Origin of the sequence: Streptomyces sp. NPDC001373, assembly GCF_042895815.1 — a bacterium.
Classification (GTDB): domain Bacteria; phylum Actinomycetota; class Actinomycetes; order Streptomycetales; family Streptomycetaceae; genus Streptomyces.
On sequence record NZ_JBIAWQ010000006.1, the window covers coordinates 380,428 to 405,797 of the forward strand.

Sequence of the window (25,370 nt, forward strand, 5' to 3'; positions counted from 1 at the left end):
CGGCCGGCCGCTTGCCGGCACCCCGCGCCGCGACGACCGCGAGGGTCCCCGACGTCCTCAGGCCCGTTCGCCGGGCGGTTCGGGATCCTCCTCGGCCGCGTGCTCGTCCATGTAGGTGTCGAGCCATTCGAGCAACCTGGTGCGCCCCTGGTCGGGCAGCAGTGCCGCGCGCAGTGCGATGCCGTCGACGCCGTGCCGTTCGTAGAGACCGGCCCGCCCGGCACGGGCCGGGGCCGCGGCCGCGAGGGCGTTGCGCTCGCTGTGCTCCTGGCACTCCTGGAGGAGGGTCTTCTCGATGGCGGCCAGGACGCAGCCCAGCGCCTCGGAGTCCTCCGACTGGAGGAACCCGGCGGGCCGGTCGAAGAACCTCTCCAGCCGTGCGCAGTGGTCCATCGTGGGGCGGCGGTCCCCGCCGAGCAGCGCCTGTACCTGCTGCCGGGAGATGCCGCTCTCCCGGGCGATCTCTCCGTGCGAGAACTTCCGGCCGTTGTCCTTGCGGTGCGTCTCGTGGAGCAGGTCCAGACGCTGGCGGAACCGTGCGTGGATGTCCGGCTCACCGGCCGCCCGCCCCTGGAGCAGCGCTCGGATGACGTCGAGGGGAACCCCGCAGGCCCGGTGCAGCGTCTCCGGGTCGAGCACCTCGTCACGACTCCGGCCGAGCTTGGCACCAAGACCGGCGACCCGCTCGACGGCCGCGGCCAGCTGGGGGGAGGGGAGGGGCGGTTCGGAGAGGGCTTCTGTCACCGGGCTGCTCTCCCGAGGTCGACGCAGGACGACTCCTCCCGGAGCCACCGGGAGCACGGGGCCACAGTCGGCGGCCCCTACGTCGCCGATCCTGCCACAGTGGTGGCAGGCAAGCCATGGATCTCCGGCCAAACTGCCACAGTCGTGGCAGGAACGTGACGGTCCCTCACCAGAGGCCCTGCACGGTGGGCCCGCCGCGCAGAGCCAGGATCCTCACGCACCGGGTCCGCCTCTTCCTTGCCGCCCAGGCCTGCCCCCGGCACGGACCCGCCCTCCTCCGGCCGTGCCGGGGGAGGGCGGCGTGCACGCACGACTGCCGTCGCGAAGCAGTCGCGGGGAACCGGGCCGGGCCGTCGGCGCTGCCGCCCCGGCCCGGGCGGTGTCAGTCGACGTCGGGGTGGTAGGCGCCCGCCCGGGCGTCCGCGAACAGGGTGAACTGGACGTGCGGAGGACCGTCGACGCCGTCGGTTTCCAACTCGACGGGCTCGGCGTCCACCAGGACGTACTCGCCGTACCCGTCGAAATCACCCGGCCCGTCCGCGACCCCGATGTGGATCGGTGTCGCGTCCGGCAGTTCCGCGAGAGCTTCACGCAGCCGCGCGGCGGTCCATACCTGCGGGGCGTGCTCGAACATGTCAGCCATGTACAGAAGCTAGAACCACCGTCGGCCGAACCAGGGTTCGGCGCGCCGTGGTACGCGTGCCATGTCGGCAACCGGACATCGGATCCCCGGCTCCCACCGGTCTGGGACGGCGGTCGCGAGGAGCCGGCGGGCGGGTGCGAGCCGGGGCTGCTAGCTTCTTCCCCCATGCCGCAGCACCAGGACGAGACCAGGACCGCCTACGACGGGGTCGTCGAGCTCTACGCGTCGCTGTTCGCCGATCGCCGCCTGGAGGCACAGCCCTTCACACGGAACATGATCGCCACCTTCGCCGAGCTGGTACGCGGTACGGGCAACCCCCGCGCGGCCGACGTCGGGTGCGGGCCCGGCCACCTCACGGCCCTGCTGCACGACCTGGGCGTGGACGCCTTCGGGCTCGACCTCTCCCCGGGCATGGTCGCCCACGCCCGGCGTGCCCACCCGGCGCTGCGGTTCGACGAAGCCCGGATGGAAGCCCTGCCGGTCGCGGACGGAGCGCTCGGCGGAGTACTGGCCCACTACTCGACGATCCACACCCCGCCCGACGAACTCCCGGCGCTCCTCGCCGAACAGGCACGCGTCCTGGCACCCGGGGGCCTGCTCCTGGTCTCGTTCTTCGCCACCGACGGCCCGGACCCGGTCCGCTTCGACCACAAGGTGACGCCCGCCTACAGCTGGCCGTCGGACCGCATCGCCGAACTCCTGGCCGCAGCCGGCCTCGCCCCCTTCGCCCGGCTCCTCCACGACCCGGCCTCCGAACGCGGCTTCCTCGACGCCCACATGCTGGCCCGCCGCCCGTGGGACGCCCCCGACGAAGGCACCCCTAAACTGGCCCGATGATCGAGGACGGCGCCACCGACCAGGGCAGTGTGACGACCGTGCGGCGCGTCGGAGAAACGATCCGCCGGCCGGCCGGCGCGTGGACGCCCGCGGTGCACACCCTGCTGGACCACCTGGAGTCGGCGGGCTTCACCCGGACACCGCGCGCCCTCGGCACCGACGGCGCCGGCGAAGTCGTGTCGCTCCTGCACGGCGAACCGGCCTTCAGCCCCTGGCCGCCGCCCCTGCGGTCGACGGCCGGCATCCGCGAGCTCGGGACCTGGCTGCGCGAGTACCACGAAGCGGTCCGCGACTTCAGGCCCCCGGCCGACGCGCGATGGCGGGCCCAGGACGAGGAGTGGCGGCCCGGAATGATCATCCGGCACGGCGACCTCGGCCCGTGGAACTCCATCTGGAACGGCGACCGGCTGGCCGGCTTCATCGACTGGGACTTCGCAGCGCCCGGCCACGCCCTCGACGACCTCGCACAGCTCGCCTGGTACGCCGTACCGCTGCGCCCCGTCCGGCAGCAGCACAGAGCCGGGATCACCGGGGACGGCGCCCTGCGCGGCCGCCTCGACGCCCTCTGCACCGCCTACGGCGCACGCCCGGCAGCCGTCCTGGACGCGCTGGACGCCGTACAGGCTCGCGAGGCGGCGCGCATCGAACGGCTCGGCGGGCGGGGCGAGGAGCCGTGGGCGACGTTCCTGGCCCGCGGCGACGTGGCCGAGATGACGGAGGAACGGGCCTGGCTCCGGCAGGAGCGGACGGTTCTCCTCGGCGAGCCGGCCGACTGAGCACGGCGGTGCCCGCGCAACGGTGTTCAGACGGGTCGAGGTGGTTGAGGGGGGCGAGGACGGCGCCATGGCGATCTGGTTCCGTGCCCATTTCGAGGATGAGGATCCGTGGCAGTACTTCGAGGCGGATAGTGAGGGCTGGGCCGTCCTTCAGGCCGAGATCCGGGGCGCCGATGCGCAGCCGGTGACGGCCCCGAACGGAAAGCCGTGGACCGTCGGGGCGCGGGCATGGTCCACGCGGGGCATGAGCTTGCTGGTCGACGTGTTCACCACCGACGAGAGCGGCGGGACCCGCTCCCTCGATCTCCCCGCGGGTTCGTCGGACCTTGCCGGCTTCGAGAGCTGGCGCACCACCGTCTGTGGCGAGGCCGGGTCGGAGACCGTCCGCTCGCTCGGTGCACGGTTCTTCCCCCGGCTGGCCGGGGACGACCTCCGCGTCGCCCCGGAGGACATCGCGGCGTTCATCGAGGAAGTCCTCCTGCTCCAGGCCGACATCGAGACGGTCGCCGCCCGTATGGACTCGCCCGGACCCGTGCCCCGGCGCATCGGCGAGATCGCCGACCGCCTGGGCGACGTCCTCGACGCCGCCCGGCGGGCGGAGCGGGTCGGCGGCGCGTGCGGATCCGGTGGCGGGAGCCCGTCGCAGCACCCGCCCCCCGACAATCCCGGTGCGGTCCGGTGGTCCCCCGTGATACTCCTGCCTCCCATGAGCGATGTGGTGACGGCAAGGCTCCTGCTCCACCCGATGAGCATCGGCGAGGCCGAGCGGCTGGTGGGGGGCGAGGCGGACGGTGGCGACCGGTGGGCGCCGGGATACCCCACCGAGGGCGACGTGTTCGCCGCCAGGCGCTTCCTGGGCACCTGCGCCGACACCGGCGACCCCCACCCGTTCGGCAACTACGAGATCCGGCTCCGTGAGGACGGCCGGGCGATCGGCGGCGTCGGCTTCCACGGACCCGCGGACGAGAACGGCAGCGTCACCATCGGCTACGGCCTCGTCCCGGCGGCCCGGGGCAGCGGATACGCCTCCGAAGCCCTCCGCGCCCTCCTGCTGCTCGCGCGGGCCCACGGCGTCACCCGCGTGAAGGGCGACGCCGACCACGACAACACCGCGTCCCACCACGTCATGACGGCGGCCGGCATGCGGCCGGCCGGACAGGACGAGCGCGTCAGGTACTTCGAGATCACCTGGACCGACGACGCGACGCCGGCCACCGACCCGCACCCCTAGCCCGTACCCGTGCGCCCGGCATGTCAGAGCCTGCCGACACCGCGCCAGGTCCAGCCCGCCCCGACGACGGCATCGCGCAGGGGATCCCTCATGTCACGCGAGTCCAGGCCGAACTCCTCGACCCTGTGCCGACGCCCGTCGGGCCCCCGCTCGACGGTCCACGTCCGGTGCTTCCGGAAGAACGGCCCCGACCCCTGCTCGCGCGCCACGGTACGGCCCGGCGGGTCCCCGGCGCGGGTCACCGCCCAGTGCTGGTGCAGAGCCCGCACCTCGCGCTCTCCGGGCACCAGGCGCATCGAGATCCTGAAGGTCCACTCGACCTGCCTGCGGCTCGCCCCGGAGCCGGTGGCGGGTTCCAGGACCTTCCGCATCGCGCACAGGTCGAGTCCGTCGCCCGCCTCGGCCAGGTTGAACGGCACACCGGAGCCGCCGAGCGCGAGCAGTGCGGCCCGCAGTTCCTGTGCGGGTACGGCCACGGTGCCGGGGGCGGGGTACCGCGTCCCCATCACCTTGTCCCGGAGCCGGCCCATCACCGGTGACCCCGCCCTTCCGGCCCCGACCGGGCCCGGCCCGGCCGCACCCCCGCCGACCGGCCCTGACCTGCACCATCCGCCATGTCTGCGCCTCCCCTTGATGCCCGCGATGCCATTGCTGCCGTCGCTGCGTCGCTGCCGTCGATCCTAAGCATGACGAGGGCCGCCCTGTCGCCCTGGATCCGCGCGGGCCCGCGACGGCCCGCCGTGGTCACCGGGGCAGGGTCTGGGTGACGCGCCAGAGGCGGCGGGGGAGTTCGCCCTCCTCGAAGGCGTGGACCTCGTCGAGGATCCAGCCGTCGGCGAGGGCGTCGACGAGTGCGCGGTCGAAGAAGTGGACCGCGAAGCCTCCGTGTTCGAAGATGCCGTCGCCGTGTGCCGTACCGGCGCCGTAGTGGGCGTCGCCGGTGTGCCGCACCGTGTAGACGAACACCCCGCCGGGCCGCAGGACACGGCGGACCTCCGCGACCAGGGCGTGGAGCTCCTCCGTCGACAGGGCCATGCACAGCAGCATGTGCGCGAAGACCGCGTCCACCGAGGCGTCCGGCAGCGGCAGCGGCTCGCGCACGTCGTGGACCGAGGTGGTCACGCGCTCCGCGACCGCTCGGGAGCGGGCGGCGTCGCGCAGCTGCTCCAGCCCGACGGGGCTGAAGTCGGTCGCGTGGACGGTGAAGCCCTCACCGGCGAAGAACAGCGCGTCCCGGCCGTGCCCGGCCCCCAGTTCCAGCACGTCCCCGACCCGCGCCGCCCTGAACACGGCGGCGGCGTGGACCGCCGGCGCGGACGGCTCCTCGCCGTACATCCCCGGGTGGGCGGCGTAGGTGCTCTGCCAGTGCCGCCGCTGGGCCTCGTCCAGCCCCTCCTGCTCGTCCGCCACGATGCTCCTTCCCGCCTGCCTGTGTCCGGGGGAAGTCTAGGAGCGCCACCGCAGCAGGTCTCCGGGGCGGGGCCGTCCTTCTCCACGGTGTCGGCATCGGCCTTCAGGGCCGGAGGTCAGGGGCACGCCTCCTCGATCTTGGCGACGGTGAAGGAGACGGGCCGGCCGTTCAGCGCGGCGCCCGCGGCAGGGTCCTGCGTGCACACCTTCCAGTTCGACTCCTGGAGGACCATCCGGCTCTGCACGGCGTCCTTCACGGAGATCGAGGCGTTCGAGGGGAGCGCGGCGCGGACCGCCTTCATGCCCTGACCGACGAAGTCCGGCATGGTGTCACCCGCCGGCTTGGGCGCGGGCGCGTCCGTGGCGGGGCAGGTCTCCTCGAGCTTGACGGCGCCGAGGTCGATCGTGGTGCCGGTGTCGACGGTGCCGCCGCCGGCAGGGGTCTGGGAGCAGACCTTCCAGTTCCGGTCGAGGGCCTGAAGCCGGTCACGGCCGAGCGCGTCGTGGGACTTGAGGGCGTGGAACCCGGCCGCCTGCGCCTCGTCCTGTGCGCTCTGGAGACCCTTGCCGACGAGGTTCGGCAGCGTGCCCGTCTTCGCGGCGGCTGCGGGGGCCGAGGGCGAGGAGGCCTTCTGGGACGGAGCGTCGGGGGCTGCGGGCTTGCCGTTGCTGCCGCTCGCCTGGGGGTTGCAGGCGGTGAGCGCGAGGGCGGTGGCCGCCGTGAACAGGGTGATGGTGTGACGTCTGCGCATCGAGCCATGTTCGCCCGGTCTCGGTGCCTGTGCGGTGGCTGTGACCAGTCTGTGACGCGCGGAAGCCCCTCACGCACCGGCTGTTCCGTGTCCGGCTCCGCCGCTCGGCCGTCGGGAACGGAGCCGCGGCCCCGACCGACGGCTACAAACGAAGATGATCTACCGCCGACCGGGGACGACGCTCGGCCGCCCGTACGCGCTCCACCCCCTGACCGCCGACTCGGTCCGCGCGGCCCTGTTCATCCCGGGCCCGTATGAACTCCGCCCCGCCACGCACTACGGCGACACCGACCGCGACGGGGCCGACCCGGCCACCTTCGACGAGGAACCGGACACCCGGCCCGCCGAGGGCTGGACCTGGCACCAGCCGGACCGCCGAGTCGAGGGCCGCGCCTGGGGAGGCAACCTGGAGATCCTGTCGTGGCTGCTGATGGCCGACCGCGAGATCGCCCGCGACCCGGCCGTGTACGACGGCGGGGTGCTGTTCCTCGAGACGTCGGAGGAGCTGCCGAGGGCGGAGGAGGTCTTCCGTATCCTGCGCAACATGGGGGAACGGGGCCTGCTGCACCGCTTCCCGGCCCGGGCGCGCCAAGGCGTGGTCCTTCGCGCAGCCGAACGGGCTGGCGGACAGGCGCCGCTACGCCGCCGAGCAGCGCGAGGCGGTGCTGCGCGCGCTGGCCGCGTATGCGCCGCGCACCATGGCGGTCTTCGACGTCGACTTCGGGCACACCGATCCGCAACTGGTGATCCCCTACGGCGGCTCCGTCACCGTCGACGGCCCGGCGCGGCGGATCACGGTGACGTACTGACGGCGCTGGTCAGTCCTCACGGCCGCGGCGGCGCCGCACCGGGGCGCCGGTCGCGGACGGTCAGCGCACAGGGCCGGTCCACCCGGTACCCGGGAGGCCGGCGGGCGGCGGCCCGGCGTGAGCGACGCGAGGCCGCATCCGGGCCCGAACCCTCCGTCACCGATCTCGGTGCAGATGCGCCGGAGCAGAACGGGCGGCCGGCACCCGATCTTCCGTTCCGCGAGCGCGACCCGGACCGGCCTCGGCGGGAGCCCGGTGCGGTCACGCCTGCATGAACGATCTCGGCGACGCCCGTGTACGCACCTGGACGTTGCGCCTCATGACCCTCCTGGCGGCCGCCGCCCAGGACCGGCTCGCCTGGGCGGGCGAGCGGCAGGGGAGACGGTGGGCATCGTCGACGTACCCCTGCAGCCGCGGAACCGCTGACCGAGGGCGCCCCCCGCCCGAGGGCCGAACGGTCCACACCGGCGCATCGCAGCGGGGCGCATCCGCGCCGGGCTGGCATCGTGGAGGCACACAGGACCGGACCGGTGGGCTGGGCAGGCGGCAGGTGGAATCGTGAGCGGACCCGTCATCGACTATCAGGCAGTCTTCCAGGCGCTCCCCGCCGGGGTCTCGCTGCTGACCCCCGACCTGGTGTACGCGGACGTCAACGAGGCCTTCCTGGCGCTGTCCGGCCGCACCCGCGAACAGATCATCGGCCGCTACCTCTTCGAGGTCTTCCCGGACAATCCAAACGATCCCTCCGCGACCGGCATGCGCAACCTCCAGGCCTCCCTGCTGCGCGTCGCGAGCACCGCCGAGCGCGACACCATGGCCCTCCAGCGCTACGACGTGGAGGACCCCGACCGTCCCGGGGTGTGGCAGGAACGGTACTGGAGCCCGGTCAACGTCCCCGTGCTGGCCCCCGACGGGAGCGTGGCCCTGCTCCTGCACCGCGTTGAGGAGGTCACCGAGCTCATCAAGGCCCGCGGCAGCCGCAGCGGCAGCGACCGCACCCAGGTCCTCGAAGCCGAGCTGTACACCCGTGCCCGGGAACTGCAGGAGCTCAACGAACGGCTGCGCCGGGCCCACGCCCGTGAACGCGAGGTCGCCCTCCACCTCCAGCAGGCGATGCTGCCCGCGCTCCGCGCCCTCGGCCACCACCGCGCCGCCGTCCGCTACCAGCCCGCGATGGGCGCCCTGAACGTGTGCGGCGACTGGTACGACCTCGTCGACCTGCCCGACGCGGGCCGTACGGCCGTCGCCGTCGGGGACGTCGTCGGCCACGGTCTGGCCGCCGCCGGGGTCATGGGCCAGCTCCGCAGCGCGCTGTCCGCCGTCTGCCGCGTCGCCGACGGCCCCGCGCAGGCCCTGGAGGTCCTCGGGCTGTACGCGCGCTCGGTCGACGGCGCCGAATCGACCACGGCCGCCTCCGTCTTCATCGACTGGAACAGCAGGACCCTGAGCTACAGCAGCGCCGGGCACCCCCCGCCCGCCCTGTGCCACCCCGACGGCAGCGTCACCTTCCTCGACCAGGCCACCGACCCCCCGCTCGGCGCCCGCCCCGAACACGTCTCCCGGCCCGAGGCCCGCACCGCCTTCGCCGAGGGCTGCGTCCTGGTCCTCTACACCGACGGGCTCGTCGAACGCCGCCGGGAGGACATCGACACCGGCCTGCGCCGTCTCGCCGAGTCGCTGGCCCGCCACCGCGCCGCCGACGCCGACACCCTCGCCGACTTCCTCCTGACCGACCTGATCCCTCCGGCCGGCCTCACCGACGACACGGCCCTGGTCGTCATGCGTCTGTGACGGGGCGTTCGAGGGGCCGCTTGTAGTACCGCCAGGGGAACCATCCCGCGCCGACGGGGATCCAGCCTTCCGCTTCCATCCGCCGGTGCCGCGTGACGGAGGGGAGCGTGATCCGGCAGTGCTCCCACGGGTGGCCCGACGCCTCCACCTCGTGGAAGAAGGGGCCGTAGCCGACCATGTGCCAGCCGTCGCGGCCGGCCTCTTCCAGGGCGGCCATCTCGTTGAACGCGGACAGCCCGCTGAGGGTGCGGCGCCTGGGGGCGTTCGGTCCTCCGGCAGCCGCTGCCGACCGGTCCCCGGAGGGCTTGCCGGCGAAGCGCTGCTGGGCGGCCTGGCGGCTGACCCCCAGGACGCGGCCCACCGTGTCCCAGCTGTGGCCGGCGGCCCGGGCGCCCTGGACGGCCTCGCGCAGGAGCCGGCTCGCCTCCTCGGCGCCGACGCGTGAGGCGTCCACCAGGCGCAGGTACCCGTGTGCGTCGTGTTCCAGCGAGTCGGCCAGCCCCTCGGGGGCGCCGAGGACGGCCGCGGCGATCCCTTCCCGGATCCGGTCCTTCTCCGCGGGGTGGAGCAGCGGTTCGTTGCTCATCGGTTCAGTCCCGCAAGGGGTTCGAGGGCGTCGAGGACGGCCTCGTCACGGCGTGCCCGCTCGGCGGACTCGCGGGCTGAGCGGGCCGAGCGGGCGGCCGGACCGGCGGTGCAGGCGATGAGTACGAGGCCCGCGGCGATCAGGGCGATGGTGGCGAGCGTGCCGAGCCGGTCGCCGAACAGCACGCTCAGGGCGGCCAGGCTCATGGCGAGGGGCAGCACGGCGGCCGTGGACGTGGTGGCGGGGAAGAGCTCCCGGCGGCGGGAGCCCGCCTTCAAGATCAACATATGTCAAGGAAACCTTGACATCGCTGACGTGTCAAGAATTCCTTGACGTCCCGCCGCCGAATAATGCGTTGACGCCCCCGGGCGTCACCTTGTTAGCCTGACCGGGTCGTTCTGGTCGTTCTGCTTCGATCTGGGCCTGTGTGCCCTGGAAATGGGTGTTTGATGACCCGGCCCGCGCCGAGTGCGCCTCGCCGTACCGCGTAACCGTCCGCCGTTTTCCGTCGCCCGCCTCTCCGGGCGGCTGCCGGACGCGTTCTCCGGTGCTCTGACCTGCCCGTCCGCCGTCCCACGGCGTCTTCGGGCCCTCTGACGAGGCCGCTCGGCCTGCTCTTGCTGCCATGACCGCCCCCAGCAAGGAGCACCCCGGGTGTCCAGCCACACCAACCGCAACACCACCAACGCCAGGACCAGCAACAACAACACGCTCAGCCTCGACACCTTCGCCTGCGCGTGGTGCGGTCTGACCGTGTCCGCGCACGCCGCCGACGGTGCGCCGCGCAACCACTGCCCGTCCTGCCTGCACTCCCGGCACGTCCTCGACCACGTCGAGGGCGGCCCGAGCGACTGCGAGGGCCGGATGTCCCCGATCGCCATCGCCGTGCTCCGCACCGGCGACTGGATGGTGGTCCACCGCTGCGTGCGCTGCGACGAGCTCACCTCCAACCCCGTCCGCACGGACGACAACCAGCTCGTCCTGATGCGCATGGCGGTCCGCCCGCTGGCCCAACCGCCCTTTCCTCTCGAAGCGTTCGGAACCCTCTGACCGCCCGGACGGGGAAGGAACACAGCCATGTCACGCAACAACAGCCGCCGTCGGAGCCGCCCGCAGCGGCACAAGGACGTCCTGCACACCCAGGGCGGCCACCGGGCCGACGACTTCCGGTGCACGTCCTGCCGCCTCGACGTCTCCCTGGTCGCGCCCGGCACCGCGCACCGCAACCACTGCCCGAACTGCCTGGCCAGCCTGCACGTCGACCGGAAGATCCCCGGCGACCGCGACGCCGACTGCCGGGGCCGGATGGAGGCGTTGGGCATGTCCGTCCGCCCGGACGGCGAATGGATGATCATCCACCAGTGCGTCGCGTGCGGCGAGCTCAGCGCCAACCGCGTCGCCGGCGACGACAACCCCCTCGCTCTGGTCCGCCTCGCCCTCAGACCCCTCGCCGACCCCGGGCGCGCCGGCCGGGCCCTGCTCATGCTGTGAGCGGGGCACGGAGGAGCCCGAGGCCTCCCTCCTCCATCCGGCACTGACCGACGGCCGGACGACGGCGCCGGCCCGCTGCGGGCCGGCGCCGTCGTACCGGCGGCAGGCGCCGGTCTCCGGCATACGGGTGAACGCGCTGCGGTCGCGGCGGCTGTATCGCGTCGTTCCCGTGTCGCCCTCCCGTACTGCATATTCCGATGGCATATCTATGGACCCGATGCGTCACGCGCAGTGTTGACCTCTCGGGAAGGGCGTCCATGCCGCACATCCAGCCTCTGCCTCAGTACGTCGCGCTCGGCGACTCCTACAGCGCCGGCCAGTTCATCGGCGGTGATTCCAACCTGGTCCGCGAGCCGGTGGACGGCGGTCTGGGCGGGCCGGACGGCGACTACAGCGGCCGCTCGAAGGACAGTTACCCGCAGCAGCTGGCCCGCACCGTGCTGTCCGCCTACGAGTTCATCGACGTCACCTGCGGCGGCGCGACCATCGACGACCGGGGCCTCGGCCTCGGCGGCATCCTCACCCCGCAGACCGTCTTCGGCGGCCCGCCCTACGTCCCCGTCGACGGCAGCGGCGTACCGCAGTTCACCCCCACCCCGCGCCCCGCGCAGATCGACGCCCTCAGCAAGGCCACCACCCTGGTCACCATCGGCATCGGCGGCAACCAGTACAACCTCGGCCAGATCATCGCCAAGTGCGCATCCCTGGGCGCGTCCGCCATCGGCAGCCCCGGCACCGACTACTACCGCCACACCGAGGAAGGCCGCGACGACCTGGCCCGGAAGGAGGAGGACCTGCGCGACGGCTTCGCGAAGATGATGCCGGAGCTGCGCGAGCGCGCCCCCCACGCCAAGTTCTTCTTCGTCGGCTACCCCACCCTCTTCCCGACCGCGGAAGGGCAGGGCACCTGCGACGGCGGGCTGGACGAGAACATCACGATCAAGAAGGGCGACATGCCCTTCATCCAGCAGCAGTTCGACCTGGTCGACTCCGTCATCCGCGACGCGGCCCGGGACCACGGCCACACCTACGTCGACATCGCCGAGTCCACGCGTGCCCACCACGTCTGCCGCGAGGGCACCGAGAAGTGGATGTTCGGGCTCTACGCCCGCTACGCGTTCGACGAGCAGCTGCACGGCTACAAGCCCGCCCGCTTCCCCGCCGGCAAGGACATGCCGCCCTTCAGCCCCGGCTGGACCGCCTGGATGCAGGGCATGCTCGCCCACGGCGACGGCATCTTCCGCGGGAACGAGACGCTGACCACCTTCCACCCCAACAAGCGCGGCGCCGACAACCAGACCCGCCAGGTCACCTCCGCACTGCGCACCGCCGGCATCATCTGACAGCGCGGCGCGGCCGAGGGAGCCCGTGGTGAGCGGCGGCGACCCCGGCTCCCCCTGAACGTGGACGAGGTCGGGGGCGTCCACCCGGGTCGCCGCTCCCCATCCGGGGGCGGCGGCCCTTCCACCGGCCGTGAGCGCGTTCCGCATGCGGCTGGGGCCCGGACTTCGCAGTGGCCCCGGCCCGTGCCTCGCTCGACATCGACCCGTACCTCTACCCCGACTGCGCCGACGAGCAGCCCGCCGCCCGTACGGGTCCCAGGATCCGAGCCGGACCCGTACGACGAACCCGGCACGGGACGGCACCTCGTGCTGCAGTCCGCAGTCCTGACTTCCTGGACGGTGACGGTGACGGTGACGGTGACGGGTGACGGGTGACGGGTGACGGGTGACGTGGAGATGCAGCTCTGGCTCGCCGCCGTCACCACGCAGCCGTAGCCGCCCGCCGGGAGTTCGGGGAGACTCCTCGGCGGGCTCGACACGGAGCCGTGGCATTCCTCCAGGCAGGGCCGTTCAGGACCGGACGACCGGTGCCTGCAGCTCCGTCACCCACTCGTCGCGGTTCTCGGGGCACTCCAGGTTGATCTCGCGGGGGTAGCCCGCGGACCGGTAGCCGTGCGCGTCGATCCAGCGGGCCAGGGTCTGGGCGGTGGAAAGCACGGTGTCCATCGAGCCGCGGTGCACGACGGTCGCCGCCTGCTCGACGGGCGGCAGGTCGAGGACGCGGAAGGGGCCGTCCTGGAGCGGGGCGTAGACCTGGACGCCCGCGTGGACGCTGATCCTGCCGCCGCCCTCCGGCGCGTCCTCGTAGTACGCGACACCGGGACCGGTGGGGGTGATGCCGGCCGCTCCCAGGAGCCGGAACAGCTCGTCGTAGAGCGGCCCGATGACCGGTCCGATGTCCTCGGGCCCGAAACTCTCGGCGGTCGCGGTCAGCTCCGCGACCCGGACGGCGGGAAGGTTCTTGATGACGACGTCGTTGACGGGCATGCGCCCCTCGCTCTCGATGGCCCGGAGCCTCGCCTCGACCTGCACCAGCCGTGCCCCCGCGGCGGCCACGGCGGTCTCCAGCTCGGCCCGCCGCAGCCGCAGCATGCCGCGCAACTCCTCGGCTCCGACCTTCTCGTCCACGATGTCGTGGACCTGTTGGAGGGTGAAGCCGAGGTCTTTCAGCGCGATGATCCGGTTGAGGCGGGCGAGCTGGGCCGCGGTGTAGTGGCGGTAGCCGTTGTGGGGGTCGACATGGGCCGGGCGCAGCAGGCCGGTCGCGTCGTAGTGACGCAGCATCCGGACCGAGACGCGGCCGTGCCGGGCGAAATCTCCGATGGTGAACATGATGTCTCCGAGTCGACCGCCTGACACGGTGTGAGGGTCAAGAAGCTACTCGGCGGCCGGGAAACGACGGAGCGCGGGGGGCCTCCGCCTCCTACCTCCCCGAACACCGGGCCTTCCTCCGCTGGCTCGCCGCCGATTCCGAGGCGGACCTCGCGGCTGCCGAGGCCGTTCTCGCGGATCCGGCGAGCCAGTGGGAGACGTGCGGAACCGGGGCGACGGACGGCCCGGCGGTGCTCATGGACTCCGCGACCGCGGGGGCCGGCCTGGGCGTCGAGTTCCCCGCCCCGACGGCGGATTTCCCGAGCAGGCGTCCGTACCCCTGCCCGTCGGCCCATGGACGGTACGGGCTCGGCCATGCCCGGCCCGACGCGCGCGTCGGTGGGCCTGGTGCAGCTGCTGCCCACCGCCGGGACCTGACTGTCAGTGCCGTCGAGTACGTTCGTGCCGCGCGGTCGGCATCCGAGGAATCCAGCTCCGCAACAGCAACACAGCCGCCTCCCTGGTCTGTCCGAGGGTGGCCCGGTCGGGAACCGGGACCTGTTCGACGTCCGGGCATCGTCGAGGGGTGGGAGAGTCCTGCCCGTGCCGACCGCGCGCTCCACCCCTGACGAGGAGTTCCCGATCCGACGTCATGGGTGGGGCGGTGAACTCCCGCAGCGGCGCGGCCCGGTCCGTCCGTCTCTCTCGCCCCCCACCGATCAGCCCGCCGCCCGCCCACCGGAAGGACCCCGCCCGTGCCCGGCCTCGACCTCTCGTTCCCCACCGTCACGCAGTACGCCAGCCCGGACCTGATCGCCGACCCCGAACGGGGCCGTCCCACAGGGATACCCCGCCCCCGGCGGGAAGAGCCAGGCCCTGCCGATCTTGTACTTTCGCACCCGGTGCGCTCTCACGGCGTTCCGCGGGACACGGTGAGGGTTCACGTGACGGACGGCCGACGGCGGCGGGGGAGGGCGTATGGAAGAGCCGGGATTTCGCGTACTGCTCACGCAGGCGGGCGACCGGATGTCTGAGGCCGTTCGCGCTCTTCGGACGGTCACCGGCCTCGGCCTCTGGAAGAGCAGGCCGCTGCTCGACGACGCGCCCGTGGCGGTCACGGGACCCGACGGGCTCGAAGTCGTCCCCTCCGCACCGGCCGCCCGCGCCCGGCCCGGCCCGGCCGCGGCCAGTACCGGGCCGCGCGCACCGCGAGCACCCGTCCCTCTCACCCTGCGGTTTTCCGCAGGGTGAGAGGGACGGGCACCCGCATACCGCCGCTGAGCTGTGCTTTCCACCATGGAAGGGCAACGGGGCACACCGCCCCGCAGGGCCTGAACCCTGAACCCGACCTTCCAGGAAGGCCGCAGCATGCATCCCTTCATCACTCTCGCACTGTCCCGGCAGCCCGCGGACGGCTTCGCGGGCTGGGCAGCCGGACTCGTCGACACCATGGGCGGGCCCGGCGCCGGCCTGGCCATCGCCCTGGAGAACCTCTTCCCGCCGCTGCCCAGCGAGGTCATCCTGCCGCTGACGGGCTTCGCCGCCGGACAAGGCGTGCTGAGCCTCGTATCGGCCCTGTTCTGGACCACGTCCGGTTCGGTGGCGGGCGCCCTCGCCCTGTACTGGATCGGCATGCTCTTCGGCCGCGACCGGATGCACGCGATCTGGGCGAGGCTGCCGCTGGTGAAGGCCTCCGACCTGGAGCGCACCGAGCAGTGGTTCGCCCGGCACGGCACCAGGGCGGTCTTCCTCGGCCGGATGGTGCCCATCTTCCGCAGCCTGATCTCGGTGCCGGCCGGTGTGGAGCGCATGCCGATGCCCGTGTTCCTGATGCTGACAGCCCTGGGCAGCCTGATCTGGAACGGCGTGCTCGTGCTGGCCGGCTACTGGCTCGGCGACCGGTGGGACGTGGTGGAGACCTACGTGGGCGTTCTGTCCAAGGTCGTTCTGGTGACGGTCCTGGCGGCGGTCGGTGCCTACCTGGCGGTCCGGCTGCGCGGCCGCAGCCGGACGCCCCGGCACCGCCGCACCCCGTGACCGCCGCCCACCCCGGCACTGCCGGCCCGGACCCCCTTCCCCCGCCCGCGCGACGCGGTGAACGATCTTGTCCGGACCACACCGCCCGACTAGGCTCGGACCCCGTGCCGGGGGACTCGACGATCAGCGAAACGGTTCGGCAGGAGGCCGCCCGGCTCCGCCCGTGGCCGCTGCGCACCTGCGGGGTCCTGCTCGGCTGCCTCACCGCCCTGCTGGAGCTGGCCTGGTTCCTCGTCCCGGGCGCGGCCCTCGGGCCCTTCCTCCTGTGGCCCCGCACCCGCCCGGACGCCCTCGGCCTCCTGCTGGGCGGCGCCCGCCGGCTGGCGGCGCTGGAGCACGGCCGCCGCTCCGCCTTCTTCGGGGACCTCTTCCCCGAGCACTACAAGGCCTCCGGCCCCAAGATCCTGCGCTTCCTGGCCGTCCGCTGCTACTGCGGCCTGCTGTGCGCGACGGTCCTCGGGCTGCTCGGCTTCGGCGCGGCGCTGGCCGTGCTGCTCGTCTCGGGCGCCGTACGCGGCAGCCTGGGCTGGTCCGAGCTGCTGACGCAGGTCCTGCTGGGTGGCGTGCTGCTCTTCCTCGGCCTCCAGGGCCTGCGCTCCCTGGTCGTGCTCGACGCGCGGATCGCCCGCGCGTGCTTCGGCCCCTCCGAGCACGAGCTGCTCCGCGCCCGCATCGAGGAACTGGCCGACAGCCGGGCCGCGGTGGTACGGGCCGTGGACGCCGAACGGCGCCGCATCGAACGGGACCTGCACGACGGGGTCCAGCAGCGGCTGGTGGCCCTGGCGATGCTGCTGGGCCGGGCCCGCCGCAGCCGCGAGCGGGACCCGGAGCGGGCGGACGCCCTGCTGCTCCAGGCGCACCGGGAGTCCCGTGACGTCCTGACCGAACTGCGCGAGGTGGCCTGGCGGGTGTACCCGTCAGCCCTGGACAGCCTGGGCCTGGAGGAGGCGCTGGCCGGGGTGGCCGAGCGGTGCGCGATCCCGCTGCGCACCGAGTTCGACGTGGCCGGGCCGCTGCCGGGACCGGTGCGCACCGCCGCGTACTTCGTGGTCTGCGAGGCCGTGACGAACGCCGCCAAGCACTCCGGTGCCTCCGCCGTCTCGGTACGGGTGGCCCGGCGCGGACCGGTCCTGACCGTACGCGTCGAGGACGACGGCTCGGGCGGCGCGGACCCGGCGGGCACCGGCCTGTCCGGCCTGCTCAGCCGGGTGGCGGCCCTCGACGGACTGCTGCACGTCGAAAGCCCCGCAGGGGGACCCACCACCGTCACCGCGGAGCTGCCGTGCGCGTGATCCTGGCCGAGGACTCGACCCTGCTGCGGGAGGGTCTCGTACGCCTCCTCGCCGAGGAGGGCCACGAGGTCCTCGCCGCGCTCCCCGACGCGGTCTCGCTGGTGGAGGAGACCGCGGCACGGCGGCCGGACATCGTCGTGGCGGACATCCGGATGCCCCCGACCCACACCGACGAGGGCCTGCGCGCCGCGGTGGAGATCCGCGAGCGCCTGCCGGAGGTGGGGGTACTGGTCCTGTCGCAGCACGTCGAGCGCAGTTACGCCGCCCGGCTGCTGGCGGCGAACGCGGAGCGGGTGGGATACCTGCTCAAGGACCGGGTGGCGCAGGTCGAGGAGTTCCTCGACGCGCTGGAACGGATCCACGCGGGCGGGGCGGTGATCGACCCGGAGGTGGTGCGGCAGCTGGTCGTCCGCAGCACGCACGGCGATCCCCTGGCCCGGCTCACCCCGCGCGAGCGCACGGTGCTCGAGGCCCTGGCCCAGGGGCTGACCAACACGGCCATCGCGAAGGAGCTGCACATCTCGGTGAGCGCGGTGGAGAAGAACCTCAACACCGTCTTCGACAAGTTGGAACTGCCCCACACCACGGACCGCAACCGCCGGGTCCTGGCGGTACTGCGCTACCTGGAGCACTGACGGCCCCGCGCACCCCCGCCCCGCCCGGGCCCCGGGCAACCCGGCCGGCGGCCGCGCCATGACCCCAGGCGTCCGGAACAGCGGAACACCGGAAAGGTCTTCCCGCGCGTGCGCCGCGTGAGCCGCGTGCGCCCCGGGCGTACGGTCGCATCCCCCTGACCCGCCGCATCGGGCATCGGCCGCCGACTCCGCACGACCGCCGACACGGCGCGCGCCGGCTCAGGCACCGCCGATGCGGTCGAGCAACGCCCGGGCCTGGCCGGTGCGGACGTTGTCCGGCCCGAAGGCGGCCAGGCAGGCGTCGTGGGCGGCGGCGGCCCGCGAACGGGCCTCCGAGCGGCGGCCCAGCGCGAGGAGCGCAGAGGCAGCGGCCAGATCCACGGCCCCGGTTTCCGGGCCGCGCTGCTCCGGGGGCAGGCCGCGGTAGACCTCGCCGGCGCGCTCCGCCGCGGCCAGGGCTTCCTCGTGGCGGCCCTGGGCATGGAGGCTGAGGGCCAGGGAGAGCAGCACGATCAGGGTGGGCTGGTCCGGCTCGCGAGGGGCGGCGAGGAAGTCACGCGCCAGCCCCTCGACCGCCGGGTGGTCACCCAGCGCGTTGAGGGCCGCGATCCGCCCGTTGAGGGCGGCCATCACGATGAACGGTGTTTCCGGCGTCGCGTTGAGGGCTGCGGTCCGCATGACGTCGACGCACTCCGCCTCGCAGGCGTCGTGCCGGCCGAGCAGGTTCAGGGCCTGTGCGCGATCGGTGCGCAGCTTCAGGGTCATCGGGTGTTCCGCGCCGAAGATCCTCCCGAAATCCGGCAGGAGGGCCTCGAACGTGGCGAGCGCCTCGGCGTGGTGCCCCTGCGCGATCGCCGCGAGTCCGGCGATGCCCAGCGCCAGCGGCCCGAACGGGTCGTCGTGCAGCGGCGCCCGGGCCGCGGCCACGGAGCGCGCCTCGGCCTCGGCCTCGGCATAGTGCCCCGCCTGGTACAGCGCCGTGGCCCGCGCCGGGGGGTATGCCGCTGCCTGACCCGCTTCGCCTTCACCGTGCGACCGAGAGAGTGTCATGCCCCGAGCATATGAAGGCCGGGCACGCCCGTACGGAGAACGCGGAAAAGACGAGGACGAAGGCGGCCCCCGGCCCGGGCCCACGGAAATTCCGGTTGCCGGCACGCCCCGCGTCGGACACCCTCCACCCCGCTCCTGGCACGCCTGGAGCCCGGACCCTCCCTGCTCGACCCGGCCTGGTTCGGTGCGCTGCGGGGCGCCGACCGTCATGTTTCGTCCCCCTGGTTCGGTACGCCGTCGGATCCGGCCAGCACGGCGGTGAACAGCGCGGTGATGTCGTCCTCCTCCAGCCCCGCGTGCCGGGCTTGCGCCAGCCACTGGGCGAGCTCGGTGCGCAACGCGTCGTCGGCGGCGCCGCCTCTGCCGAGCGTCCGGCGGACGTAGGTGCCGAGTCCTCGACGGCCCTCCACGAGGCCCACGCGTTCGAGTTCCCGGTACACCTTGAGCACGGTGTTGGGATTGACAGCGAGGGCCAGGACCACCTCACGAGCGGTGGGCAGCCGGTCCCCGGGCCGCAACAGACCCAGGCGGAGCGCCGGGTGTCAACAGCGGTCCGGGCACCCGCGTTCCGGGTCCGCGCTCCGGACGGTGGGCGACACATCGCCGGCCGCCCCGGGCCGTCGTGGTTGCGGAGGTCTTGTGAATTCCCTGAGTCCCGATCACCTCGGCGACGGTCCCGCGGCTACGCCACCACAGGGCCGTCCTTCAGCCGCCGGGCCCGGCGCGGCCCCTGCCGCGCTCCACCGCCCCGGCCGGCGCCCGCGACGACCGGTCGCAGACGGCGGAGACCGGCGGGAGCACCCGTCGGCCCTGGTGGAAGCCGCTGCCGCGGCGGCGTCAGCGCGCACCCGACCGGCATCGGATCGCACCCCGTACCCGCGTCCCGCACCAGGGCGGGCCGCCGGCGGCGGCTGGACCAGCCGCACCGGCAGAGGCGTGCCAGGGTGGTGCAGAACCCCTGATGCCTGGTCATTCACCCACCCCGGCATGGCGCTTGCCATACGCATGCCCTATTGGACGGGGCAGTTCCGCTGGATAGCATGCGCCGGAATACATGATCACCCGTGCATGACGCCAGGCATGAGCAAGCCTTACCGACGGCAGTCGTGCGGGCCCGCGAGCGCGTCGCACGACGGCTGAAAGGCGATTGCGAGTGAGGCGAGACCCCGGGCTCGTGGTGCCCCCCATCTACACCCCCATCCCCACGGCCATCCACCCGCGCCACGCGGCGGTCGAAGCCCATGTCACAGCGTGGGCCGAGTCCTTCCAGGTGGGCTCCGACGCACTGCGCGCACGGCTCCTGCGCCACAGCATCGGCACCTTCGCCGCCCGCATCCTGCCCGACGGACGCGAGGAAGTGGTCGAGCTCGTGGCCGACTTCGTCCTGTGGCTGTTCGCCGTGGACGACGGGATATGCGAAGAGGGCGCGCTGGGCCGAAGACCGGGGGAGCTGGCGGCCGTACTCCACCGCCTGCTGCGCGTGGCGCAGAACCCGGAGACCCCCATGCTGGGCGACGACCCCCTCGCGGAGTCACTGCGCGACCTCCGGCGCCGCGTCTCGCAGTACGGCACCGACGGTCAGGCCGCCGTCTGGTGCAACGCCCTGCGCGAGTACTTCTTCTCCGTCGTCTGGGAGGCGTCCCATCGTCGCGAGGAAACCGTCCCCAGCCTGGACGACTACACCCTCATGCGCCTCTACGACGGTGCGACCACCGTGGTCTTCCCGCTCATCGAGATGGGCCACGGCTACGAACTGCCGACGCACGAGCGGGACCAGGCGTCCGTCCGGGCGGCGGGCGAGATGGCCTCCTTCGTCATCACCTGGGACAACGACATCCTCTCCCACCACAAGGAGAGCAGGGGCGACGACTACTACCTCAACGTCCTGCGGGTGCTCCAGCACGAGCGCGCCCTGACACCCGCCCAGGCCCTGGACGCCGCGATCGACCAGCGCGACCGCGTGATGGACCTCTTCATGCGCCTGCGCGAGGACCTCCAGGCCCAGGCGAGCCCCCAGCTGCGCCGGTACCTCCAGGGACTGGGCAGCTTCATCCGCGGCTCCCAGGACTGGGGCGTCTCCTCGCACCGCTACACCACCCCCGAGGACCCCGCCAGCCTCCCCACCCACTTCCGTGACACCCCCAGCACCGACAACCGCGAGGCCCTGGAGATCCCCTCGGTCTCCTGGTGGTGGGACATGCCGCCCAGAACACTCGAAGGCATGCCCCGCCCCCGCACGCTCGCCCCATCCCTGCTCGCGCCCACCCTCTGAAGAAAGGATTCGCCGCTGTCACGGTCGCGGTCACGGGTGCCGGCGCGCGGGGCGGAGGCCGCGACGTCCGGGTCGTCGGCGCCGGGCACGATCGCAGCCATGTTCCTGGGTCACGGTGCCCCGTGTCCCGTCTCCGATGACCTGGTCCGGGATCACCAGGGGACGACGCCGTCGTCCTCGAAGAACGAACCGGTCGGGCCGCCGTCGGGCAGGGTGGCGAGCCGGATCGCGGTGGCTGCCCCCTGTTCGGGCGTCCGGGGTCCGTGGAAGCCGGTGAAGTCGGTCGCGACCAGGCCCGGACAGGCGGCGTTGATCAGGATGTCCGTACCGGCGAACTGCCGGGCGTACTGGACGGTGAGGGCGTTGAGGAACGACTTCGACGGCGCGTAGGCCGCCATGACCGGGCCGATCTCGATGTCCGGGTCCGCCTGCCGGGCCAGGGAGCCGACGCTGCTGGAGACGTTGACGATGCGTGGCGAGGCCGAGCGCCGCAGCAGTGGCAGCATCGCGTTGGTCACCCGGACGACACCCATGACGTTGGTGTCCACGACCGTGCGGAGCACCTCCAGGTCGAGCGCGGTCGGGTCCTGCACCCACCCCGGGCCCATCTCGCCCGAGATGCCGGCATTGTTGACCAGGGCGTCCAGGCGCCCGGCCAGCCGCTCGACCAGTCCCGCGGCATCGGTGACGCTCCGGTCGTCGGTCACGTCCAGCGGTACCCCGAACGCGTCCACGCCGACGGCGCGCAGCTTCGCGACGGCGGTTTCGCGTCGGACGGCGTCGCGCGCTCCCACGCCCACGCGGTACCCCAGGCTGCCCAGTCCGGCCGCGATCTCGTACCCGATTCCCTTGTTCGCGCCGGTCACCAGCGCGATCATCGTTTCGCTCATGCCGATGATGTTGGCTCGCGGACGAATGGCGCGGCCAACACCGATACGGTGCCCTGTCATACCTGCCGGGTATCACCGCGTATGCTGCGGCCGTGGACAGCCTGGAGACCCGCGAGTTGAGGTACTTCGTGGCCGTCGCCGAGGAACTGCACTTCGGGCGCGCCGCCGAGCGCCTCGGCCTGGCCCAGCCGCCGCTGTCGCGGGCGATCCAGCAGCTCGAACGGCGCCTCGGGGTGTGCCTGCTGGAGCGCAACCGCCGTGGCGTCCGCCTGACCGGTGCCGGAGAGGTGCTGTTGCACGAGGGCCGGGCGGCCCTCGACGCGACCGCTGCCGCCGCTCGCCGCACCCGGCGCGCCGGCGGTGCCGACAGCCCCGGCGGCTCCCGCGGCCGGCTGGTCCTCGCGGTGAAGGCCGCCGCGTCCCACGAACTGCTGCGGAAACTACTCGACGCCTACGCGGCCGAGCCCGGCAGTGCCGAGGTCGAGGTGGTGCCGTGCGGCATTTCCGAGCAGGAACAACTGCTGCGCGACGGACGCGCCGACGTCGCGCTCCTGTACACGCCATGGAACTCCCTCGCCGGGTTCGACAGCGAGGTGCTGACGTCCGAGGGGCAGGTTGCCGTCCTGCCTGCCGGGCACCCCCTCGCCGCCCGCGAGACCTTGTCCCTGGCCGATGTCAGGGACGTCCCCGACCTGCCGCTCGCCCGCTGGCCCACCCAGGGCACCTACGCCCCCGGCCCGGGCCCCGAGATCCACAACCAGACGCAACTGGCCCAGCTGATCGCCCTCGGACGCACCGTGGCGGTCGTCCCCGACTCCGCCCGCTCCTGGCTGTGGGCCGAGCACACGGCCGTCCCCCTGAACGACGCGCCTCCCGTCGTGACCCACATCGCCTGGCCGGCCCACAGCCGCTCCCTCGCCCTGGCCGGTCTGATCCGCACGGCCGCACGGCTGTGACCTGCTCCCGCTCCCGCTTCGGCGCAGCCGGCCCCGCGCTCCGAGGCCGAACGGGCCGCACTCGGCCCGCAGGAACGCCTGGAGCTGGACGTCCTGCTCGGGCACCTGCCCGTCCGAGCCGACGCCCAGGACGAGGAGGCGGCGTTCCGCCTCGCTGCCTGCGGAGTGGTCCACGGTGACGGAGAATGCGCGCCTCCGCTCTCGCCCAAGCCCACGGCCCGGACCTGTCGGGGCACTGCGCCCCGCACGTTCACGCGTACGCCGCACGCGTCGCCCTCGTGTCCCGGAGTGCGGCCGCTCAGTACGGCAGCGGGCGGCCCGAGGGGGTGCGCAGGTCCAGCGGAGGCCGCGGAGGCCGCGGGGCGGGGCGCTTGACCACCCTGATCCCGGCCCATGTCGGCGGGCGCGCACCCCGCCCCGAGCGCGTCGACTGCCGCAGAATCTCACCAGGCCGTACCAGTGACCGGAATCCGAGGTTTGGCGTTATTCCGGCGTGAGTCGTCCTGGTCCGAAGATTCCGCCGTTGTCGGTAACCGAGGCCCGGCGGGCCGTGCCGGAGGGCTGGGTGGGTCGCGGCCGCCTGTGCGGTAGCGGCTCACGTGCTCGCGGCCGGAAGAGCCCAGGGCTCTGAGAACGCTGACGTGGGCTGACGCAGGAACGTGAACGCGTACCGCCATCGCTGACCAGGAGAGAGACATGACCGTCAAGGACATCGGGCCGGAACCTCAAAGCTTCGACCTCGAGAAGGCGACGCTCGAGAACACGAACTACCGCGCGGTCGCCTGGTCCGGGAAGTACCTCCAGCTGACCCTCATGTCGATCCCGGTGGGTGAGGACATCGGCTTGGAGGCCCACCCCGAGACGGACCAATTCCTGCGACTCGACGCGGGCCGGGGCCGCGTCCAGATGGGCCGCACGAAGGATCGACTCGACTACGACCGGGAGGTCGGGGACGGCTGGGCGGTCTTCGTGCCCGCCGGCACGTGGCACAACGTCACCAACATCGGTGACGAGGCCCTGCAGCTCTACGCCGTGTATGCGCCGGTTCACCATGCGTCGGGCAAGGTCCAAGCGACATCCGCCGACGCGGAGCGCGACGAGGACGCGGACAACGACGAGCCGCCGAGCTGGTCGGTCCAGCCTGCCCGGCGGGCCTCGGACCGGCACGCCTGACGTACGAGGGGCGGGGCCTCGGGTGGGAGCGCGACGACGGCCCCCGTGAGCACTGCTCGCGGGGGCCGTCGAATGAGCCGGAGGAGTCCCGGCCGGGGCGGTGGGGACCTCGCAGCCGGGCTCGGTGATCAGCCGTTGAGCGGGAGGTCGTAGCGGGTCCACGGAGACCAGTTGCCGTCGTGGTCACGGTTGCGGCCCCAGTACTCCCCCCTCTCGTCGTAGTAGAACACCCTGAAGGTCCAGGGGTCGCTGGTCTCGTAGTCGTAGGCGCGCGCCGTGCTCGACGCCCTTCCGCCCATGGACGTCCATCCCGACCAGTCCCCGTCGGAGTCGGTCCAACGGGTCCACACCGCACGGTCGGTGCCGACGACGAACTCCTGCTTCGTGCCGTTGGGGAGCTTGTAGCTGGTCACGCCGTACTCGCAGATGTAGGCACGGCCGCCGCGCGAGCAGTCGCTCGCCTCGGCAGGGGTGGCCACCACCGCGACGCTCGCGACCGCGGCGGCCGCGATCACGGCTGCCTTGAACTTTCCGACCAGCATGACTCTCTCCTTCGTGCGACCGGCCGGTTCGGGCACGGACGCGGTGCTGACAGCGGGCATGCCGGCCCGCCGACGTTGTTCATTCCCGGACCACCGAGGTGGCCGGGCCGGGGCGCCGTGCGACGGCGGTGGGGTCGTCCGCCAGTGCAGGGCAGCGCCCCTGCGACAGGTACAGCGCATCATGGCGGACCGGTACGGACCAGGCACTTTCACCTGCAAAAGTACGGTTGGCGTTCTTCTGCGGGGTCTTGGACCTGCCGCCCCCGCATGCTGTCCTGTCGGCCCACGCCTCCGAGTCGCAGACTCCATAAATTGCAAAAGTCTGCAATTCAATACATCCTTAGATGGCTGTGCCCGTAGGTAGCCGCGGGCACAGCCCCACCCCTTCCCCCGCGGCTGGGTGATCGAGCGAAGGAGAGACCGTGCCGGTTCCGCTGTATCAGGCGAAGGCCGAGTTCTTCCGCATGCTCGGGCACCCGGTGCGCATACGCGTCCTGGAGCTGTTGCACGCCGGGCCCATGCCGGTACGGGAGCTCCTCGCGTCGATCGAGGTGGAGCCCTCGGCCCTGTCGCAGCAGCTGGCGGTCCTGCGGCGGTCGGGGATCGTGACCTCGACGCGGGATGGCTCGACCGTGGTCTATGAGCTGGCCGGCGGGGACGTGGCGCAGTTGATGCTCGTGGCCCGGCGGATCCTGGCCGAGGTGCTGGGCGGGCAGAGGGCGCTCTTGGAGGAGCTGCGCGAGAGCGAGGCTGAGGCATCGTGAACCCCGTTCTGCTCGGTGCGGCCGATCGCCTGCGT

26 protein-coding genes and 2 pseudogenes are annotated in these 25,370 nt (G+C 72.9%); 16 read left to right on the forward strand and 12 right to left on the reverse strand.

The window, feature by feature from the left end:
• Window positions 1-57: 57 nt before the first annotated feature.
• Both ACFY15_RS17210 and ACFY15_RS17215 read right to left on the reverse strand, forming a co-directional pair.
• The gene (locus ACFY15_RS17210; protein WP_390825720.1) at window positions 58-744 is read right to left on the reverse strand and encodes a helix-turn-helix domain-containing protein; all 687 of its coding nucleotides are present in this window, start codon (window positions 742-744) and stop codon (window positions 58-60) included.
• Between the two features lie 382 nt (window positions 745-1,126).
• The gene (locus tag ACFY15_RS17215; protein WP_390690547.1) at window positions 1,127-1,387 is read right to left on the reverse strand and encodes a DUF6225 family protein; all 261 of its coding nucleotides are present in this window, start codon (window positions 1,385-1,387) and stop codon (window positions 1,127-1,129) included.
• Between the two features lie 165 nt (window positions 1,388-1,552).
• Here ACFY15_RS17215 and ACFY15_RS17220 point away from each other — a divergent pair, with 165 nt between their 5' ends.
• The 3 genes from ACFY15_RS17220 to ACFY15_RS17230 all read left to right on the forward strand — a co-directional run bounded on the left by ACFY15_RS17220 (window position 1,553) and on the right by ACFY15_RS17230 (window position 4,231).
• A complete protein-coding gene (locus ACFY15_RS17220) occupies window positions 1,553-2,224 on the forward strand; it encodes a class I SAM-dependent methyltransferase (RefSeq protein WP_390825721.1) in 672 nt (223 codons plus the stop codon).
• Window positions 2,221-3,000, forward strand: a complete 780-nt coding sequence (locus ACFY15_RS17225; RefSeq protein ID WP_390825722.1) for a phosphotransferase — start codon at window positions 2,221-2,223, stop codon at window positions 2,998-3,000. Before ACFY15_RS17220 ends, ACFY15_RS17225 begins: the two co-directional genes overlap by 4 nt.
• Before the next feature lie 706 nt (window positions 3,001-3,706).
• Window positions 3,707-4,231, forward strand: coding sequence for a GNAT family N-acetyltransferase (locus ACFY15_RS17230; RefSeq protein WP_390690544.1), 525 nt, complete (start codon window positions 3,707-3,709; stop codon window positions 4,229-4,231).
• A gap of 23 nt (window positions 4,232-4,254) precedes the next feature.
• Here ACFY15_RS17230 and ACFY15_RS17235 read toward each other — a convergent pair whose 3' ends face one another.
• From ACFY15_RS17235 to ACFY15_RS17245, 3 genes are all read right to left on the reverse strand, one after another.
• Window positions 4,255-4,737, reverse strand: coding sequence for a hypothetical protein (locus ACFY15_RS17235; protein WP_390825723.1), 483 nt, complete (start codon window positions 4,735-4,737; stop codon window positions 4,255-4,257).
• Between the two features lie 238 nt (window positions 4,738-4,975).
• Window positions 4,976-5,641 (reverse strand): class I SAM-dependent methyltransferase, encoded by a 666-nt coding sequence (locus ACFY15_RS17240; RefSeq protein WP_390825725.1) that lies wholly within the window; start codon window positions 5,639-5,641, stop codon window positions 4,976-4,978.
• A 116-nt stretch (window positions 5,642-5,757) separates the two neighbouring features.
• The gene (locus ACFY15_RS17245; protein WP_390825726.1) at window positions 5,758-6,393 is read right to left on the reverse strand and encodes a PASTA domain-containing protein; all 636 of its coding nucleotides are present in this window, start codon (window positions 6,391-6,393) and stop codon (window positions 5,758-5,760) included.
• A 181-nt stretch (window positions 6,394-6,574) separates the two neighbouring features.
• Here ACFY15_RS17245 and ACFY15_RS17250 point away from each other — a divergent pair.
• Window positions 6,575-7,202 (forward strand): annotated as a pseudogene (locus ACFY15_RS17250) (LD-carboxypeptidase); the annotation flags it as partial.
• Between the two features lie 558 nt (window positions 7,203-7,760).
• Window positions 7,761-8,993, forward strand: a complete 1,233-nt coding sequence (locus ACFY15_RS17255) for a PP2C family protein-serine/threonine phosphatase (protein ID WP_390825727.1) — start codon at window positions 7,761-7,763, stop codon at window positions 8,991-8,993.
• On the opposite strand, the gene ACFY15_RS17260 is transcribed toward ACFY15_RS17255, so the two are convergent.
• A complete protein-coding gene (locus tag ACFY15_RS17260; RefSeq protein WP_390690539.1) occupies window positions 8,980-9,579 on the reverse strand; it encodes a hypothetical protein in 600 nt (199 codons plus the stop codon). The genes ACFY15_RS17255 and ACFY15_RS17260 overlap by 14 nt on opposite strands.
• Complete coding sequence (locus ACFY15_RS17265) at window positions 9,576-9,866, reverse strand: hypothetical protein (protein WP_390690538.1); 291 nt, start codon at window positions 9,864-9,866, stop codon at window positions 9,576-9,578. Before ACFY15_RS17265 ends, ACFY15_RS17260 begins: the two co-directional genes overlap by 4 nt.
• A 367-nt stretch (window positions 9,867-10,233) precedes the next feature.
• Between ACFY15_RS17265 and ACFY15_RS17270 the strand changes: the two genes are divergently transcribed.
• From ACFY15_RS17270 to ACFY15_RS17280, 3 genes are all read left to right on the forward strand, one after another.
• Window positions 10,234-10,629 (forward strand): RNHCP domain-containing protein, encoded by a 396-nt coding sequence (locus ACFY15_RS17270; RefSeq protein WP_390825729.1) that lies wholly within the window; start codon window positions 10,234-10,236, stop codon window positions 10,627-10,629.
• 27 nt (window positions 10,630-10,656) lie between these two features.
• The gene (locus ACFY15_RS17275) at window positions 10,657-11,070 is read left to right on the forward strand and encodes an RNHCP domain-containing protein (protein WP_390690536.1); all 414 of its coding nucleotides are present in this window, start codon (window positions 10,657-10,659) and stop codon (window positions 11,068-11,070) included.
• A gap of 257 nt (window positions 11,071-11,327) precedes the next feature.
• Complete coding sequence (locus ACFY15_RS17280; RefSeq protein ID WP_390690535.1) at window positions 11,328-12,413, forward strand: SGNH/GDSL hydrolase family protein; 1,086 nt, start codon at window positions 11,328-11,330, stop codon at window positions 12,411-12,413.
• 510 nt (window positions 12,414-12,923) lie between these two features.
• On the opposite strand, the gene ACFY15_RS17285 is transcribed toward ACFY15_RS17280, so the two are convergent.
• Window positions 12,924-13,745 carry a MerR family transcriptional regulator gene (locus ACFY15_RS17285; protein WP_390690534.1) on the reverse strand — a complete coding sequence of 274 codons (822 nt, stop codon included), beginning with the start codon at window positions 13,743-13,745 and terminating at the stop codon, window positions 12,924-12,926.
• Between the two features lie 20 nt (window positions 13,746-13,765).
• On the opposite strand from ACFY15_RS17285, the gene ACFY15_RS17290 reads away from it, so the two are divergent.
• The 4 genes from ACFY15_RS17290 to ACFY15_RS17305 all read left to right on the forward strand — a co-directional run bounded on the left by ACFY15_RS17290 (window position 13,766) and on the right by ACFY15_RS17305 (window position 17,688).
• On the forward strand, window positions 13,766-14,353 hold the full coding sequence (locus ACFY15_RS17290) for an Imm21 family immunity protein (protein ID WP_390690572.1): 588 nt from the start codon (window positions 13,766-13,768) through the stop codon (window positions 14,351-14,353).
• Window positions 14,354-15,092: 739 nt separating this feature from the next.
• Window positions 15,093-15,761: a DedA family protein gene (locus tag ACFY15_RS17295; protein ID WP_390690533.1), complete on the forward strand. Its 669-nt coding sequence runs from the start codon at window positions 15,093-15,095 to the stop codon at window positions 15,759-15,761.
• A 122-nt stretch (window positions 15,762-15,883) separates the two neighbouring features.
• The gene (locus ACFY15_RS17300; protein WP_390690571.1) at window positions 15,884-17,053 is read left to right on the forward strand and encodes a sensor histidine kinase; all 1,170 of its coding nucleotides are present in this window, start codon (window positions 15,884-15,886) and stop codon (window positions 17,051-17,053) included.
• On the forward strand, window positions 17,044-17,688 hold the full coding sequence (locus ACFY15_RS17305; RefSeq protein ID WP_390690532.1) for a response regulator: 645 nt from the start codon (window positions 17,044-17,046) through the stop codon (window positions 17,686-17,688). The genes ACFY15_RS17300 and ACFY15_RS17305 overlap by 10 nt, the downstream gene beginning before the upstream one ends.
• A gap of 219 nt (window positions 17,689-17,907) precedes the next feature.
• On the opposite strand, the gene ACFY15_RS17310 is transcribed toward ACFY15_RS17305, so the two are convergent.
• Window positions 17,908-18,738, reverse strand: coding sequence for a tetratricopeptide repeat protein (locus ACFY15_RS17310; protein ID WP_390690531.1), 831 nt, complete (start codon window positions 18,736-18,738; stop codon window positions 17,908-17,910).
• A 206-nt stretch (window positions 18,739-18,944) separates the two neighbouring features.
• Window positions 18,945-19,274 (reverse strand): annotated as a pseudogene (locus ACFY15_RS17315) (GntR family transcriptional regulator); the annotation flags it as partial.
• Between the two features lie 617 nt (window positions 19,275-19,891).
• On the opposite strand from ACFY15_RS17315, the gene ACFY15_RS17320 reads away from it, so the two are divergent.
• Complete coding sequence (locus ACFY15_RS17320; RefSeq protein WP_390690530.1) at window positions 19,892-21,010, forward strand: selina-4(15),7(11)-diene synthase; 1,119 nt, start codon at window positions 19,892-19,894, stop codon at window positions 21,008-21,010.
• 152 nt (window positions 21,011-21,162) lie between these two features.
• On the opposite strand, the gene ACFY15_RS17325 is transcribed toward ACFY15_RS17320, so the two are convergent.
• Entirely contained in the window at window positions 21,163-21,900 is a 738-nt protein-coding gene (locus ACFY15_RS17325) for an SDR family oxidoreductase (protein WP_390690529.1), read from the reverse strand.
• 92 nt (window positions 21,901-21,992) lie between these two features.
• Here ACFY15_RS17325 and ACFY15_RS17330 point away from each other — a divergent pair, with 92 nt between their 5' ends.
• Together ACFY15_RS17330 and ACFY15_RS17335 are read left to right on the forward strand one after the other, a co-directional pair.
• Entirely contained in the window at window positions 21,993-22,856 is an 864-nt protein-coding gene (locus tag ACFY15_RS17330; protein ID WP_390690528.1) for a LysR family transcriptional regulator, read from the forward strand.
• 696 nt (window positions 22,857-23,552) lie between these two features.
• Entirely contained in the window at window positions 23,553-24,029 is a 477-nt protein-coding gene (locus ACFY15_RS17335; RefSeq protein WP_390690527.1) for a cupin domain-containing protein, read from the forward strand.
• 128 nt (window positions 24,030-24,157) lie between these two features.
• Here the strand turns inward: ACFY15_RS17335 and ACFY15_RS17340 are convergent, their stop codons facing one another.
• Window positions 24,158-24,571, reverse strand: a complete 414-nt coding sequence (locus ACFY15_RS17340; protein ID WP_390690526.1) for a hypothetical protein — start codon at window positions 24,569-24,571, stop codon at window positions 24,158-24,160.
• 422 nt (window positions 24,572-24,993) lie between these two features.
• Between ACFY15_RS17340 and ACFY15_RS17345 the strand changes: the two genes are divergently transcribed.
• Window positions 24,994-25,335, forward strand: coding sequence for an ArsR/SmtB family transcription factor (locus ACFY15_RS17345; protein WP_390690525.1), 342 nt, complete (start codon window positions 24,994-24,996; stop codon window positions 25,333-25,335).
• Window positions 25,336-25,370: the final 35 nt, after the last annotated feature.